Origin of the sequence: Evansella sp. AB-rgal1, assembly GCF_041820985.1 — a bacterium.
Taxonomy (GTDB): domain Bacteria; phylum Bacillota; class Bacilli; order Bacillales; family Salisediminibacteriaceae; genus Evansella.
On sequence record NZ_JBGUAU010000020.1, the window covers coordinates 24,156 to 40,956 of the forward strand.

Sequence of the window (16,801 nt, forward strand, 5' to 3'; positions counted from 1 at the left end):
TAGTTCCTCTGACCCAAAAGTATAGTTTGGGTTAGTAAGATACTATGCCGAATATCTTCCACTCATCGTCTTCGGTAACGGAATGAACAACATATTCAACCGCTCCACTGCTTTCACCATAGAAGCTGACTCTTAGATCAACAATGACAATATACGTTTCACTAGAGTGGATAAGCGGTTCAATTACTTCGGGAACGTGGACATCCAAACTCACTTTATCCACGGTACGAATAGAGAACTCATCAACTTTCCAATCATAAAGTGTTTGATTGTCTTTATATAGATTAATATAATCTCGCTCTGTCATACCTAAGTATTCCAGATAATCAGGGTTCATAAATTTAATTGACTCTTCGAATTGACCATCTTGTAGGTAGGTGTAAAATGCTTCTGTCATTTCAAGAATTAATTCTTTCTCCGCATCATCAACTAAGACATCTTGGCTATTCTGGTCTGAAATATCCTCCCCATTTCCTTCCTCCACGACTTCATCGTTGTTGGTTGTTTCTTCAGAAGGATTGTCAACTGCATCCTCAGTAGTCTGATCTTCGCCAACATCATGTTCTATGTCTTGATTATTCTCATTTTCCGACCCGGATGCTTCGTTTTTTTCTTCAGAAATATCTACGTCTACATTGGTATCATGTTCTCCAGTTTCATTTGTATATTCTTCTGTTGCTTCTTCTGAATTACTTGTGGAGCATCCCAACAACAAGACCAATCCCATCACAATCATCATAAAAACAGCAGCAATTCCCTGTTTCATTTATTTCCTCCTCGTTTTAAAACATGCAAATATAATATGTATGCGAGAAGTGGGATGTTCCTTGGGGAATAATAAAAGGGGCTGATATCTGTTAAAAAGAGGTACCTGCTTCGAGGCGCGTAGCTTTGAGTCTGGAACGTTTGCTGTTAATTCGTGAGGAACACAAATACAAGCCAACGAAGAAATTCGATGTGTCATTTTTACCGGACTTTTTGAACATCCTCTTTAAGATAAACATAAGAAATATAATCCATTATCTTACACTCTGATTAATGAAAAGTGCCCGACCCCTGATGCGTGAAAACTTAACTGGTGGTCGGGCGCTTTTTCCTAAAGGAATATAGTGGAGAAAAGATTGAAATTCTGTTTTTTACTGAAGTGTCATAATCCCTTTATATCTTGATTCGATATATCAAGCTGTGATATATTTTATCTATATCAAACCTCGATATAACACTTGGCGATATAGGAGGCTGTTTATGGAACGAAAAATGGAACTACTTAAAAAAAAATATCTACCCATGACGGAGACAGCCTATTACATTTTATTATGTCTCACTAAATCTAGACACGGTTATGGAATTATGCAACATGTAGAGGAAATTACAAATAGCAGAATAAAGCTTGGTCCAGGAACCATTTATGGTACGCTGTCCAAGTTGGAAAAAGATGCCCTTATTATTCATGAAGCGGAGGAAGATAGAAAAAAAATATATCGACTTAGTGAGAAAGGAAGGACAGTCTTAGAACTAGAAATGGAGAGATTATTGGAGCTTTTAAATAATGGTAAAGAGGAAATGGAGGGTTAGTAGTGAACACTTTAAAAAAATCCTGGTATTTGTGGTGGGGATGGAATCCAGAGAAGGTTGAAAACTGGTTGGAGCTTATGGAGTCAAAAGGTTGGAACTTATATCAAGTGGATATGTTGGCTAACAGGTTTAAGTTTAAAAAGGATAAGAGAAGGACAGTTAGATACTGTGTAGATTTTCAACCGAATATTGATGCTCAATACATCACAATATTTGCTGACGATACCTGGGAACTTATTTGGAGTAATGAAATTGGATGGTATATATGGAAAAAAGAGTATGAAAAAGAACGACCCTCAATCTATACAGATTACAACTCTTTAATTGAAAGGAATAATAGATTAATAGGCATGTTAAAGCCTATGTTTTCCTTTTTAATTTTTATCTTTCTATTTTTAGTGTTTTTTAGAAGTAATCACGTTTTTATCAATCAATTATTCTGGATTTATTCAGTTTTAATAACAACGTATATTGTTATTTTTTTTCAGATAAAAAGATCTAATAAGAAATTAAAGAAAAATAGGATTAAAGAGTAATATACTGTGCCACTTTTAGGTACCCTATTTTCCTAAACAACTCTATATCTTCGCTTTAACTAAAAGGTGCCTGCCCCCAGTGTATGAAAACTTTACCACATTGGAAGGGCTGGCCCTTTTTATTATGATCAAATCATTTTTTGATATTTTTTAAACACTTGCAACGCTTATTACGTCAGATCAGAGACAAGAGCTTGCCCCCATTGCGTTAAAACTTTACCGCATGGAGGATCAGTCTCTTCATATCAAGCTGGTGTAAATATGTAAATAAGACGTTTAATCGATTAGCAATCTCTGAAGTGGTTTGTCCGTTAAATGGTAATGCGTTATATAAGGAATTGATAAAGATAACAAAAACTAGGGCCGAAAAGTTCAAAAGAAAGCGTAACATCTTCTCACTCCTTTGCTGCTTTATATAATGAATATACACTTTTTCAAGACAAGATAACCTTATATATTTATGCCCCGTGTGTTAAGCCTTTACAGTACTATTCCGTCATATAAATGACTTATTTCCTCCTTCTTCCCATATCTAATTATGGTAAAATTATCCTGAAAATAATCGAGGGGGGGGACTTCATAATGAGAGAAATAAAAACCGAAACTTTAACACAGGTTTTAAGCAAAATACTAAGTGCAAAAATAATAGGCGTAGATTTCCATTCTAAACAATTACATGGCGGTACAGTGGGTGATGTACACCTTGTAATGGGCAATGCCGAGAACAACGACGGCGAGAAGTTACCCTATAAAATCGTGTTAAAGACGCAAAAGAAATGGGAACGTTACAACGATCCTTCCTCATGGCGTAGGGAATATGATTTTTACAAATCAAATTTCAGCGCTCTGTTTTCTGAAACATTCCGTTGGCCTGAATGTTATCACGTGGAAATGAACGAAGAAGGAAACGAAACTCAGATATGGATGGAATATATCGACGGTATATCGGGTTTAGACTTGACTGGCGATATGTATGAACGTGCAGCCAAGGAATTAGGGCGGTTCCAAGGTAAGTTATTTGCCGAACAACCAACTTTTTTACAGGATATGACCAACCTTAGCAAAGTGAATTATATGAAGAACTTTTATCTCCGTTATCGGTCATGGAGTAGAGTGTACGATTATATTCGCTCTGACGATTGCGAAATCCCGAAACACATCTGTAACATGCTTATTGATATTGATGAAAGTGCAGAAGAAATATTCAACCGTATCGAAAAGCTACCCATCGTATTGTGCCACAGGGATTTTTGGGTGGAAAACATATTCCATTCAGACGGTAAAACCATTCTCATCGACTGGGATACCGCTGGGTGGGGCTATATAGGTGAAGATTTGGCAAGCCTTATCGCGGATGAAGCCGATATGGAACATATGGTGGAATACTATCATAGATGTATCCCAGCGTATTACAAGGGCTTTTCCGAATATGCGGATATTTCACACATAACAGATAACTGTGTTTATGAAATGATTTTGCTTATGTTCGGGTACAGACTTATAGAGTGGTATATGGACGAAGCAGGGGATGAAAACAATCTTCAAGAAGCGGAAGATAAAAGAACGCTCCACATCCATACCCTGCAAAAAATCTATGAGATACGGAATGAACAATGATTGATAAATAGCCGGCACTTATTGGAGTTCAATATATTAATTCAAATCAAAGTCTGAAACGAGTGATCGTTTTGGATTTTTGCTTTGGGAGACTAATGAACAGTAGACTATTACTGTGCAGCAAATTAAGTGAGCTTTGTAATAGCTAGATGAGTTACGAATGGGTATTTATGTTAAAATGTAACTGACTTTGTGAAACATTTTACTTAAAGTAACGGGTTTTTATACAGTATTAGTTTCAAAACATTGCTATGGTGCACCTTTTATCTTTGTTTAGATGTAACCGTAGATAAGCGTGTAAGGGCTTGACTTGGAGCCTTTGTGGCATGATTGGTCTTGAAAGGCTGAAGCCGTTGTTTCATCAGGCATGCCAGCCTATTCTAAAATAAATGTCTAATTTAAAAGTGGATAATTGGATAGCTTTCTTCAGTGTAATTTACTACTCGGACCTTACTATCCTTATTCAATGAAACATCTTCTATAAACATTTCAAGCAATCCAAGATTTTCTGTTTCTCCATGGGAATTGACCACATCATGTCTTGAAGGCGAATATTCACCACAAGCTGAAAGTAGAGAAAGTAATAAAAAGATAAAAGTATATTTTTTTCTCATTACATCACTCCTTGATAGAAATATAATTATAGTCTTATTCAAACAAGGAGACTGGAAATAAAGATTTATCAAAATTTTAACATTTTATCGTACAGGTACCTGACACTAATGTTCCAACTAAATTGCTATGACGACATAAATTACACGTTCAACATTTGCCCATCGATATACTGTTGTACAGTACTCACGCAATGTCGAATGTACTTGCTATCATCAAATAATTTACTGAGCATAACGCCCCCCTCTATTACCGCAATAATATAGGTACATACCTGTTCAGAATTTATATTATTTCTAAATTCTTTATTATTAATTCCACTGTCTACGATTACTTTTAATCTTCCAATGAAAACTTTCATCGCCTGTTGAGCTCGTTCTTTAAGCAAGGGGTGCCCATCATCGCTTTCAATAGCTGTATTTAATATTGGACATCCACCTTCTAAAGTATGGCTTTCAATGATATCTACATAAACATCGCAGATTGCCAATAACCTCTCTTTTGAGCTGGTTGTGTTCTCAAGTGCTTTTGAAAGGAAATCCAGAATTCGCGAAACAGAATAGTCAAAAGCTGCAAGTGCGATTTCATCTTTATTTTCAAAATGATTGTAAATGCCTCCTTTGCGAACACCACTACGATCAATAATTTCAGATAGGGAAGCGCCTGTATATCCCTTGGTATTAAATAAAGCAGCAGATTCGCGAATTATATGTTCTTTGGTTATTTGCCCTTTACGCATTAAAATCCCTCCTAAAAAAGTACCGACTGGTTTTAAATTATTATACTTCTTTTAAATGAATATACAAGTAAAGAACTTTTAAGCAATAAACCTCTTGCAGAAAAAAAAACGCTATGCTAAATTAAAAAAGAGACCGGTCGGTTTTAAATTTAAGGAGGAGTTATAAGTGAAGAAAATCATGAAAGTTCGCGGGAAAGAAACACACTATTTGGATTACGGCAGTTCTGATGCTCCAGCGGTATTGTTTTTGCATGGATTTCCTGAATCATCATTGTTATGGAATGAAGTTGCCTTGGTCGTTCAGAAGGCTGGATATCGAGCAATTGCTCCAGATCTTCCGGGTTTCGGACAAAGTGTAGCATTTGATGAGCCTTCTACGTGGGAGCGATATATGGAGTTTTTAAGTGATTTTGTTGCTGAACTCTCTATTGAGCAATTTCATTTGGTCACTCATGACTGGGGAGTCCTGATAGGTACCAGGTGGGCTTGTACCCATTCTTTGCAGTTGCGAAGTTTGGTCATTTCAGATGCTACCTTTAGTCCTGATTATGTTTGGCATAAAGATGCTCAGATAATCCGTTCGCCCGGCGAAGGAGAGCAATGGGTTGCCTTTCTGCAAAACAAACCTGTATTTGATGGTTTTATGAAAAAATCAATACCAAATATGTCACAAGCAATTGTAGAGGATTTTTATAAACTGTTTTCTGATCCACTCAATGAAGAAGTAACGTTAGATTTATACCGCTCTGGAGAAATGCAGAAGCTCGAAATGTACCGTGGACACTTGGCGGAGTTTCTGTCTTTGCCTGTAACCATCATTTTTGGAGAGCACGATACCTACATTCACCCAGAATTTGGGCTTAAGTTAAAAAAAGAAGAGCTGCCGCATGCTTCCTTTCACATCATTCCAGAAGTAGGTCATTTCACTCCCTTGGAAGCACCAAAAGAATATGGATCTCTACTTACACAACATCTTAACCAAATTTCAGGTTTCCGAGAGTGGTGAATGATTATTCTCCATCACCCTTTTCCACAAAAAAATAATTAGGAGATGGTTGACCATGACTTTATTCATTCAACATATACGTAATGCAACGTCGCTTATTTCAATAAATGGTAAAAAGATTCTCGTCGATCCGATGCTAAGTGACGTAGGTGAACTGCCCCCTGTACCTTTTACAAGGTCTTTAAGGAGAAATCCAATTGTGCCTCTGCCTGTTACATTAGATACTTTTGAAAATATTGATGCAATATTACTAACACATCTCCACTTTGACCACTTTGATAAAACTGCAAAGACAGTTCTAAACAAACAGGTCCCTGTATTTTGTCAACCAGCTGATCAAAAGCATATTAAATCTTGTGGTTTCAACAACGTATATCCAGTAGACGATACCAGTCAATGGTGTGGAATTAATTTTAAAAGAATTAGTGGCCAGCATGCAAAGGGAATAGTAGCTAAACTGCTAGGACCAGTATCAGGATTTATTTTGAGTACTTCAGACGTAGAATCCCTCTATATAGTAGGGGATTGCATTTTCACAGACCAACTCAATGAAGCTTTTAAGCAATATCAACCGCAAGTATGTATAGTAAATACACCAAGAGCACAATTACTGCTCGGTTCGATTATCACGATGAGCCCTAAAGATATCATTAAAGTCTTACGCGTATCACCCTCATCCAAAATTGTAGCTGTGCATATGGATGCAATAAGCCACTGTACGTTAACAAGAAAAGATTTATCTCAGTATCTAGTGGCACATAACGTGTTAGAATCAGTGATTATCCCTAAAGATGGAGAACTGATCCATTTTTAATATTTGTATGGAGTGATATTATAGAGGTATTTAACTGTGGTCTCACAAATAATCTGTGTTGAATTACTGATGTGGAATGGCAAGAGTCATGCCGGAAATAAAAAAAGAATTAATTGATGATCTGGCACTTGGATTCTTAACCAAACGAGGTTCTTCCAGACTGAGACATTCGTAATTTAATAAAATAAAGGGAATAACATATTAGTCATATTTATTAGAAATTATACAATGAAAATCGCGTGATTACTTTATAAAATGACAATTTTTAATTTCTTGGATATGTAGAAATGCTCTACCCTCTACAATGTGGGGTCGGAAAACATATATTACAGACCCAGACATACTCTTTCTCATTTTTAGTGTAAGGTTGTGGAGTGCTCATTATTACGCAGTACAACCATACTATTCAATAGAAAATAAAGATAAGTATCAGCCCCCGATGCTGTAAAGTTTAAACACATCGGGGAGCAGACACTATTTTTCAGTCGCCCTTCATTTATTTCGCCCACCGAAGGAAGCAGGAGAACCGTTCCCACTGCTTCCATCGTGAGATATATCACACCATTTATGTGTGTTTTTTTGTATATTAGGTGTGTAGAAGGAGGGTACTATGAACACGAAATAAATACAATTACCTCTTCAAACTCTTAGTTTAATAGCTGGTTTTATGGTATGGGTTCTTCTTTCTTCGCTCATGCCGTACATAAGGCAAGACATTCCTCTGACGAACAATCAAATCGCTTGGGTTTCTGCGGTGCCCATTATTCTCGGTTCCCTTCTACGTATTCCGTTAGGATACTGGGCCAACCGATATGGTGCAAGGCTAATCTTCTTAGTATGCTTTCTTGCGTTACTACTCCCAGTCTACTATGTCAGCCAAGCAACTACGTTTCTTGATTTAATTATAGGTGGGCTCTTTACCGCATTGGGGGGGCAGGCTTTTTTTTAGGCACTTATTTTTGCCTTTATCTAGATAAATCGCATTTCAATGCTCGATTTTGCAAAAGGGTCCTTTCACGTTCATTTTTGGTTAGTGAAGCAGCGCGTTCAAACTCATTGCGAGCCTCATCATACCTGCCTAGCTTCACTAGAAGATCCCCGCGGAAACTTGGCAAAAGATGATATCTTTTTAAAGTCGGATCAGAAGATAGTGCATCGACAACTTGGATACCAAAATCGGGGCCAAATGCCATAGAAATAGCTACTGCTTTGTTTAATTCCACGATGGGAGAAGGCATTACTCTTGAAAGAGCTTCGTAAAGAGCAGCAATTCGTGGCCAATCTGTCTCTTCTGCAGTCGGTGCCTGAGCATGGCAAGCGGAGATGGATGCCTGCAATGCATAGGGGCCAAGAGAACGACCAAGCTTTTTGCTACGCTCTAATGCGGCTAAGCCACGTCTAATCAATAATTGATCCCACTGCCCCCTTTTTTGGTCTAAAAGAAGCACAGGTTCTCCATTTGAAGTAACTCGTGTTTGAAACCTTGAAAACTGAATTTCCATTAGGGATACAAGTCCATGTACTTCCGGTTCGTTCGATGCTATTTCGGCTAGAACACGACCTAACCTTAGTGCTTCTCGGCAAAGAAAAGGACGGATCCATTGGTTACCAGAGGTTGCAGTATAGCCTTCATTAAACATAAGGTAAATCACTTCAAGAACTGTAGATAAACGATTCGTAAGTTCCTCTCCATCAGGAACCTCAAAAGGTACTTTTTTTTCGTTTAATGTTTTTTTCGCACGAACAATTCGTTGAGCAATCGTGGATTCCGCGACGAGAAAAGCACGCGCAATTTCCTCCGTAGTAAGTCCGCACACTAGTCGCAGAGTTAAGGAAACTCTTGCATCGTGTGATAATACTGGATGGCATGTCATGAAAATCAGACGAAGGAGATCGTCATCGATCTCCTCATTTAGAACCTCTATATCTTCCATCGTAAATAAATCCGCATTTCTCGCAATATCTCCATATTTTTGATCTTGTACCTTGTTTCTGCGTAACAGGTCAATGGCACGACGTTTAGCGGTCGTCATCAGCCATGCACCAGGGTTCTCTGGTACCCCAACTTGTTCCCATTTTTCAAGAGCGATCACTAATGCATCTTGTGCAAGGTCCTCCGCAAGACTCACATCTCTAACCATTCGAGTTAGTCTTGCGATGAGCTTTGGAGACTCGATTCTCCAAATCGCTTCCATTGCTCGATGTGTTATGGGGAAACTCACGCCTTCTTAAGCTCCTCTCGAAGTGCAGCTTCTTTTTCCAGTAATTCTGGGTTATCTGTCAAGTCCTCCGCCTCAAATACTTGGCGAAGCTCAATCTGCCCCTCTCCAAATCCATGTGGATCTGGCATACGTAATGCCCATTCAATGGCTTCTTCTCTAGAGGAAACCTCAATCAATGTATACCCTGCAATTATTTCTTTTGTCTCCGTAAATGGACCGTCCACAATGTTAGGTTTACCACCCGGTTCTGGATAGGAAATCCTTATACCAGTCTTGGTAGGCTGAAGTCCATCACCAGCTAGTAGAACACCTGCTTTTACCAACTCTTCGTTATACTTCTGCATCGCTTCAATCAGCTCCGAGCTAGGCATTTTTCCAGCCTCTGAATCCGTTGACGCTTTGACTATCATCATAAATCTCATAAATAACTACCTCCCATTTTGTGGTGAAGCTTCCCTTATAGTAGTAAGTAAGCTTCTATTTATTTAACGAGTACGTGTTGATTATAGTGATGGTAATACGAATGATATTTTTAGTGATTCGTCAAAAAGAAGGATGTAAGCTCCGGTGATATTCTTTTCGTATCCAATTTCTTTGTGTGACCGAGACCCTTTTTACTCAACAGTAGAGCATTAGGTAGAACCTCTGCTAGGGCACGAGCACTATTGCGTAAGGAAGCAGGGCTCTCTGTTCCTTCTATCACGAGTGTTGGAACCTTGACACTGTTTTTCCATTCAGCAGGCAACATCTTTCCTTCCATATATCCATCCAACAATGCAGCATCATAGGGAAGTGTATGCGCAACTTCCATCAGATTAGACCATACTCCTGGCATGAACCTCATCATGCTAACAACAAAGGAAGGAGCTCCCATCCCTTTTGTCATGAAGAACTTTATGGCTGCGCTCCGTTCATTATGAAAAATCAAGTTAGTAGTATGTTCCATAAAGTCCTTTGGTGGCTTACGATCTTCTTCCTTTACCACGAAAGGTGGTTCGTGTAGAGCTAGTTTAGTAATGTTTGCTCCCTTCTCTACTGCCCTTAGTGCTAGAGCAGCTCCCGAGGACAATCCCCATACATAAGCAGACCCACCTGCTTCATCAATCAATGCTTGAAGATCTTCTATTTCCCTTGCGACGTCATATGGTGGAGTATCTCCACTATCTCCTCGGCCGCGTCTGTCATAGTTGTAAACCGTAAAGTACTCCGACAACAGGGATGCCAACTCAACTTGCTGTGGGAATTTCCTGTAACTAAATGCACCTCCGATCAATATGAGGCTAGGCCCATTGCCGACTTTGTCATAAGCTATTTTTGATCCGTCTTTCGATGTAACTGAATACATCATTTTTCCTCCTTTGTCTTAGCATTAATTTTAAAGTTAGATAGCATCCAATATTCACATATTATCGCTGCTTCTACTAGGACGACGAAACACTATATCCAAAATCGACATATTTAAAAAAATTAGCTAAATATATTTCAATAAACTAATTCAGTATGGTTACTTTGCATCTTATATACTCCATTTGTGTATTAATATCCTTTATAAAGTTGAGATTATTAAATTTTCGAGGAACAAGGGAACCGGCAATGTGTCCCTGTGTTTTTGTTAATAGGAACAGTGAACCTAACCCTATGTCTTTTTGCTCATGGATATATCACTATGGTAAATCCTACCTTCACGACACTTACAGAGTAAGCTTTAAGGAAAACAATGCGAACCTTAAACTAGGGGGAGTAGGGAGATTTTTGTCTCCAATGAGGGTTTAGGTCATTAGTCCGTATTTAAAATGGTGATAGAACATCGATGGAGGTAGGGTGAATAGAATGTACTAATTATTAATAGGGATAACCACCTATTTTAGCGATAACAAGGAAAACCCTATATGAAAGCGCTTATTTTAAGAGAAACGTCTGGTATAATTTCAATAAGTTAAGTTTCAAAAAGGACCATTTAGTAGGTTCCTCTAATGCATGAAACGTTAAATAACCTACTCTTATTTATAGCGTAGAAAAAGGCGACGGTATTATATTTTAAAAGATACTTTTAGATTTCTAAATTTTTCTCTAGACTTATCTGCAAAAATAAGGAGCTAGTGTCCATGAATCAACTTACACTTAAAAAGTATGATTTAGAAAATGAAAGGTTTAGAATCCGGTATGTGAATGAAAAGAGATATTTTGAAATGAAAAAAACGCACTTTCATAATGCTTTCGAAATCTACTATTTGTTAAGAGGAGAAAAGCTTTTTTTTGTAAACAATAAGCTGTTTAGTGCTGGAAAAGGAGATATGGTAATTATTAATCCGTTTGATGTTCATAAAACTTCTAGTGTGGAAAATATGGAAGCTGAACGAATTCTTCTCCATTTCAAACAAGATTTTATAGAAGAACTTTCAAAGCAAGAGAACTTTGATTTAGCAAAGATGAAAATGATCCCGACTAAAGTTTCTTTCACGATAAAAGAGCAAATTCAGATCGAAATGATTCTAAAAGAAATACTTAAGGAATGTGAGGAAAAGCAAGCGAATTGTAAACTATATATTAAATCGTTACTATTCATGCTTTTAATAAGGATTCTGAGACATAATCAAAATGAAAGAATGGAGAAAGAATATGTAGGTAATCCAATAGAGCAAAAAATGTTAGATATTGCTACCTATATATCAAGTAATTACCATGACAATTTAACTCTCAGTAAACTTTCAAGTGAATATTATATAAGTCAAGGGTATTTAAGTAGAACGTTCAAGAAGGTTACTGGATTAAATATTAGTGAATATATACAACTTGTAAGAATAAGAGAATCACAAAAGCTATTACAGGATACTAATGATAAAATAATTGAAATTGCTGCAACGGTTGGTTTTTCTCAAATAGCTCACTTTAATAAAACCTTTAAAAAAGTAACCGGAACTTCTCCACAAAGATTTAGAAATACTTCAAAAACTATATGAATCAAAATCCCGTGAGTAATTTCACGGGATTTATTCGTACTTTAAGTTTAACTTTGCTCAAGGACTAAAGTATAAAATAAACTAAGGCTTTCGCCATTAAGGACTTGGTGATAAGCCAAGTTTATCTAATATAGAAAGCAAATAAATATATGTCAAGAAAAGCAAATTTAACAAGAAGAGAGCATAAAACTATAAGGATTTCCATCGGAAGATTCTTTAAACTTTAGATATTAAGTTTTAATAAGAAGTTCATTAGGTAGGATTCAACTTGAATTTTCCTAATAACTAGATAAGGAGGTTACTAGTAGATCCAAATGGTATCCGTATTTTTGTAAGCGTATCCAAAATTCACTGTAAAAATAGGAGGGAATTATGAAAAAGAAGCTATCTATTATATTTTTATCCATACTCATGTTTCTATCGACTATGAATCTATCAGTTCTCGCTGTTGTTGAAAATTTAGATCAAGATCAAGAACGTGTTTACATAGTAAACGATGACTTTGAAGATAAGGTTCCAGGTACAGCAGTGGAGGATTTTCCACAATCTGATAACTATAGTGTACTAAATGCTTGGAATAGAGATGAAACAATAAAAAGTGTACCTAGGGTAATGGAAGACCCATTAGGAGAACACGATAACGTTATCTTCGTTGAAGATCTAGGGGATTCTGCGGTAGCGGTAATGAAGGATATTCCTAGACAAACAGAGCCCTTCACTGTTGAGCTAGACTTTATGGCAGAGCGTTTTGGACATGCTACAAAGGTTATGAGGCTTCTGGATGGTAGTACGGTAGCAGCTGAAATTGAATTAAGGACCATTGATGGGAAAAATATTCTTGGATACTCTATACCAGGTGGGCACGAAATTCTTGTTGATGATTTTCAATTAAACACCTGGTATAACATAAGGTTATTAGTAGATCCAGAAAATCAACAAGCTACTCCTATTATAAACAATGTTTTAAAACCGACGTATAATTGGAGATTTCTTAATGCAACTGGAGTAGATCGAGTTCTTACAATGGCACCAGCTACTCCAGCAATATCAAGTTACTTTGACAATTTAAAAGTCTATGAGGGGATAGATGACCCGTTAGTTAATCCTGATACCCCACCAGGAAAGGTAGAGAATGTTTCAATTAGTACGGATGATTTATCGATTTTTCTAGACTGGGACGCAGCAGATGCAGCTGCTTCTTATACAGTAAAGATGGCAACAGATCCAAACGGTCCTTTTGAACCTATTGTTGGAGCAACAGAGCTTGTTTTACGATACGCTAGAGTCGATGTAGTAAGAGATGGGATGTATTACTTCGTAGTTGAATCTAATAATGCAAAAGGTAGTACAATTTCTGACGTGGTGTCTATCTATGTGGAAGAATATCCTGATAAAATACCAGCCTTTCCAGGAGCAGAAGGTGGAGGCAAGTTTACTTCTGGTGGTAGAGGACATGATGTGTACACTGTCACGACATTGGAGGATTACGGCCCAGGAGAAGCCCCAATTGAAGGTTCTTTAAGGCATGCATTAAGTGGTGATAATCGTACGATTGTATTTGCTGTTTCAGGCAATATCTTCTTAAAGGATGAACTTCGAGCTAGAGTGAAAAATGTTACCATCGCTGGACAGACGGCACCAGGAGATGGAATAACTGTAGCGCATCATGGCCTCAATATTAGTGGATCTGAGAACGTAATCATCCGATATATGAGATTCCGACCTGGTATTACATATAAGGATGACGAGCCAGATGCAATTGATGGAGTGGACATGAAGGATATTATTCTTGACCATGTTTCCACTAGCTGGGCAACGGATGAAACATTATCGATTTATCGAAGTGAAAATATCACCGTTCAATGGAGTATTATAAGTGAAAGCTTAACAATGTCTGGGCATGAAAAAGGGAGACATGGTTATGGTGGTATATGGGGCGGAAAAAACGCAACGTACCATAATAATATCATTGCTACTCACACTAGTAGAAACCCAAGAGTAGGGGGTTCTACCCCTGGTCAGACTTCTGTTGATATGAACAATAATGTTATTTACAATTGGGGATTCTTCTCCATTTACGGTGGGAACTTTTCTGATGTAAACATCATCAATAACTATATGAAACCAGGTCCTGCAACGAAAGCAGATTTAAGAAGAACAATTGTTAATCCAGGAGTATTTGGAAGTCCTAGCTCTTGGTATGTAGATGGGAATTATATGCATGGTGCGCCAGATGTTACTGCTGATAATTCGAAAGGTGTATTAAAAATTGCAGCAGATGCTACGATAAGGACAGAGCCAATTCCTTTCCCAGTAAGAAGATTAATGGAACCAAAACCAGCGGAAGAGGCTTATCATAATGTACTTCAAAAAGCAGGGGCAACTCTACCAAGAAGAGATGCAGTAGATGCTAGAGTTATCTATGACATTATCAATGGAACTGGTCGTTTTATCAATGATGAATATGAGGTTGGAGGCTATCCTGAGTTACAATCATTACCTGCAGCATTAGATTCGGATGGGGATGGAATACCAGATGAATGGGAAATAGCAAATGGATTAGATCCATTTGATCCAGTAGACGGTAAAACAATTACGGAAAGTGGTTATTCTAATCTTGAAATTTACCTGAACTCACTAGTAGATATGGATCACTTAGCTGATAATCCAGTAGCAGAAATAGCGAGTCCAACGTTAAATTCATTGCATGAAGTGGGGCAAGATATAGAAATTCAAGGAGTTGCATCAAGTGCTAATGGAATAGAGAAGGTTGAGATTTTTAACGGAGATGTAAAAATAGGTGAGACTACAACTGAACCATTTCACTTTACTTGGGAAAATGCTCCTGATGGAACACATTTTATTAGTATAAAGGTGACTGATAAGAATGGGAACCAAACACAATCAACATCAGCACCTATTCATGTGAATAGTCCACTAAATAGTGATGTTTGGACGTCTACGGATGTAGGGGATGTAGGCATTCAAGGGAGCACTAGTGTGGATGAAAATGACTTTATCACTGTGAAAGGCGCTGGGAGAATTACTGGAAGAAATGACTCTTTCCACTTTGCTTACCAAGAGCTAAAGGGAGATGGAGAATTTGTAGCAAAAATAAATTCTATTACTCCAGTAGATAATAATGCTATTTCGGGTATTATGATTCGAAATAGTCTAGAGCCTGATGCAGCAACTGCAGTGTTGAGTACATCGGTCATAAAATCGGATAGAATCGAGTCTAGAACTCCATATTCTATCAATCTATCTTCACGATTAAGCGACGGACAAACGATTGCTACATTAAACGAAGCAAATTACCCTGATTTAACATTACCAAGCTTATTATCTACGGATATACCGTATTGGTTAAAACTAACTAGAAATGGTAATCAGATTTCAGGTTATGCATCTCCAGACGGGGAAGATTGGACATTTGTAGGAAGTAGAACAATTGCCCTTGGAGAAGTTGTGTATGTTGGTATGGCGGTTGATGCTGCAAAAGATTCGAGTAACATAAATAATTATAATACAGCTGTTTTCTCCGATGTAAGTACAACAATGTTACCTCCTGATGGGGAAGTAGAGCCAGAGGTGCCAGTGGAGTATGAAGTAATTTATGAAGATGATTTTCAAGGAGCTACACCAAGTACTATCACTACACCTGAGTACAGATCTTTACCAGACGACCCTACAACAGCAATGTACCTTAGAAGAGCAGGGACTATCACTGCAGAGGATGACAAGTTCACTGTTAGAGGTGGTAGAGTTACAATCGGAGCAAGAGAAGCTGTTGATACGACAGAAGACTTTACTCCAGGTGGTGTGTTTGATCTAAGTAAGCCATATCGTATGATCATAAATGTAGCAGATACGGAATTAGATCCGAATAACGCAGGAAGACGGTTCCAAGTATTTGTGGATAATGGTACATCTAATGATAACTTTTCAATCCATGGGGCAGAATCGAAGATATTTCAACAAACGGTTTCAACGATAGCTCCAGGTAAGATAATCATAGAATCGGAAGTTGGAACAGAAGAATCCTTTATTCAATTACGAACCGAAGGAAATTCAGTTATTGTTATCGATAGTATTAGAATGGAAGTTTTACAAGAAGAGGAAGAACCAGTGGTGCCTGCTTATATTGATGTGTTGCCTGGATCCGTACCAAATCCATTGAATGTTCGTAGCAATGGCGTCCTGCCAGTAGCCATCGTGGGAGTAAGTGATTTTGATGTGGCAGATATAAATATGGATACTTTACGTTTGGAAGGGGTCAAACCGTTACGTGGAGCTATTGAGGATGTAGCAACTCCATATACAGGCGGTATTTCCAATCCCCCAAATCGTATGGACGGCACAGAGGATGGTCCAGATGGAATAAATGATCTCGTTCTCAAATTCAGTAGACAGGAGCTTGTAACAGCTATTGGCTCTGTAAAGAATGATGATGTTGTTGTGGTAGAACTCACTGGACAGCTAAAGGACGGCACGGAATTTGTTGGTTATGATGTAGTCTGGATTCGAGGAAATAGGAAGTAAGGAAAAAATATACTTTGATGTAGAAAGTGCCTGACACTCAGTGCAGTAATTCATTACTGCCGAGAGGTCAGGCACTTTTTTCAGCTATGTCGTTAAACGAAGGAAGTAGGTGAAGTACGAGGGAAAGTATATGAAAAACTAAGCCTTTCGCCATTAAGGACTTGGCGATAAGCAAAGT

14 protein-coding genes and 1 pseudogene are annotated in these 16,801 nt (G+C 37.8%); 8 read left to right on the forward strand and 7 right to left on the reverse strand.

The window, feature by feature from the left end; genetic code table 11:
• Positions 1-31 precede the first annotated feature (31 nt).
• Positions 32-766, reverse strand: coding sequence for a hypothetical protein (locus tag ACERII_RS16855; protein WP_373643900.1), 735 nt, complete (start codon positions 764-766; stop codon positions 32-34).
• A gap of 491 nt (positions 767-1,257) precedes the next feature.
• On the opposite strand from ACERII_RS16855, the gene ACERII_RS16860 reads away from it, so the two are divergent.
• Positions 1,258-1,575 (forward strand): PadR family transcriptional regulator, encoded by a 318-nt coding sequence (locus ACERII_RS16860; RefSeq protein WP_373643964.1) that lies wholly within the window; start codon positions 1,258-1,260, stop codon positions 1,573-1,575.
• A 2-nt stretch (positions 1,576-1,577) separates the two neighbouring features.
• Entirely contained in the window at positions 1,578-2,111 is a 534-nt protein-coding gene (locus ACERII_RS16865) for a DUF2812 domain-containing protein (RefSeq protein ID WP_373643901.1), read from the forward strand.
• A gap of 208 nt (positions 2,112-2,319) precedes the next feature.
• Here the strand turns inward: ACERII_RS16865 and ACERII_RS16870 are convergent, their stop codons facing one another.
• Complete coding sequence (locus ACERII_RS16870; RefSeq protein WP_373643902.1) at positions 2,320-2,502, reverse strand: hypothetical protein; 183 nt, start codon at positions 2,500-2,502, stop codon at positions 2,320-2,322.
• Between the two features lie 191 nt (positions 2,503-2,693).
• On the opposite strand from ACERII_RS16870, the gene ACERII_RS16875 reads away from it, so the two are divergent.
• The gene (locus ACERII_RS16875) at positions 2,694-3,728 is read left to right on the forward strand and encodes an aminoglycoside phosphotransferase family protein (protein WP_373643903.1); all 1,035 of its coding nucleotides are present in this window, start codon (positions 2,694-2,696) and stop codon (positions 3,726-3,728) included.
• A 398-nt stretch (positions 3,729-4,126) separates the two neighbouring features.
• On the opposite strand, the gene ACERII_RS16880 is transcribed toward ACERII_RS16875, so the two are convergent.
• The gene (locus tag ACERII_RS16880) at positions 4,127-4,342 is read right to left on the reverse strand and encodes a DUF4362 domain-containing protein (protein WP_373643904.1); all 216 of its coding nucleotides are present in this window, start codon (positions 4,340-4,342) and stop codon (positions 4,127-4,129) included.
• 140 nt (positions 4,343-4,482) lie between these two features.
• Positions 4,483-5,079: a TetR/AcrR family transcriptional regulator gene (locus ACERII_RS16885; protein ID WP_373643905.1), complete on the reverse strand. Its 597-nt coding sequence runs from the start codon at positions 5,077-5,079 to the stop codon at positions 4,483-4,485.
• Between the two features lie 166 nt (positions 5,080-5,245).
• Here ACERII_RS16885 and ACERII_RS16890 point away from each other — a divergent pair, with 166 nt between their 5' ends.
• The 3 genes and pseudogenes from ACERII_RS16890 to ACERII_RS16900 form a co-directional block, all read left to right on the forward strand.
• Positions 5,246-6,085: an alpha/beta fold hydrolase gene (locus ACERII_RS16890; RefSeq protein WP_373643906.1), complete on the forward strand. Its 840-nt coding sequence runs from the start codon at positions 5,246-5,248 to the stop codon at positions 6,083-6,085.
• Positions 6,086-6,140: 55 nt separating this feature from the next.
• Positions 6,141-6,899, forward strand: coding sequence for an MBL fold metallo-hydrolase (locus tag ACERII_RS16895; protein ID WP_373643908.1), 759 nt, complete (start codon positions 6,141-6,143; stop codon positions 6,897-6,899).
• A 625-nt stretch (positions 6,900-7,524) separates the two neighbouring features.
• Positions 7,525-7,842 (forward strand): annotated as a pseudogene (locus ACERII_RS16900) (MFS transporter); the annotation flags it as partial.
• A gap of 22 nt (positions 7,843-7,864) precedes the next feature.
• Here the strand turns inward: ACERII_RS16900 and ACERII_RS16905 are convergent.
• The 3 genes from ACERII_RS16905 to ACERII_RS16915 form a co-directional block, all read right to left on the reverse strand.
• On the reverse strand, positions 7,865-9,121 hold the full coding sequence (locus ACERII_RS16905) for an RNA polymerase sigma factor (RefSeq protein ID WP_373643909.1): 1,257 nt from the start codon (positions 9,119-9,121) through the stop codon (positions 7,865-7,867).
• The gene (locus ACERII_RS16910) at positions 9,118-9,543 is read right to left on the reverse strand and encodes a YciI family protein (protein ID WP_373643910.1); all 426 of its coding nucleotides are present in this window, start codon (positions 9,541-9,543) and stop codon (positions 9,118-9,120) included. The genes ACERII_RS16905 and ACERII_RS16910 overlap by 4 nt, the downstream gene beginning before the upstream one ends.
• Before the next feature lie 110 nt (positions 9,544-9,653).
• Entirely contained in the window at positions 9,654-10,466 is an 813-nt protein-coding gene (locus tag ACERII_RS16915; protein WP_373643911.1) for an alpha/beta fold hydrolase, read from the reverse strand.
• 760 nt (positions 10,467-11,226) lie between these two features.
• On the opposite strand from ACERII_RS16915, the gene ACERII_RS16920 reads away from it, so the two are divergent.
• Both ACERII_RS16920 and ACERII_RS16925 read left to right on the forward strand, forming a co-directional pair.
• On the forward strand, positions 11,227-12,081 hold the full coding sequence (locus ACERII_RS16920) for an AraC family transcriptional regulator (protein ID WP_373643912.1): 855 nt from the start codon (positions 11,227-11,229) through the stop codon (positions 12,079-12,081).
• Between the two features lie 372 nt (positions 12,082-12,453).
• Positions 12,454-16,623 carry an Ig-like domain-containing protein gene (locus ACERII_RS16925; RefSeq protein ID WP_373643913.1) on the forward strand — a complete coding sequence of 1,390 codons (4,170 nt, stop codon included), beginning with the start codon at positions 12,454-12,456 and terminating at the stop codon, positions 16,621-16,623.
• The last annotated feature ends 178 nt before the right edge of the window (positions 16,624-16,801 follow it).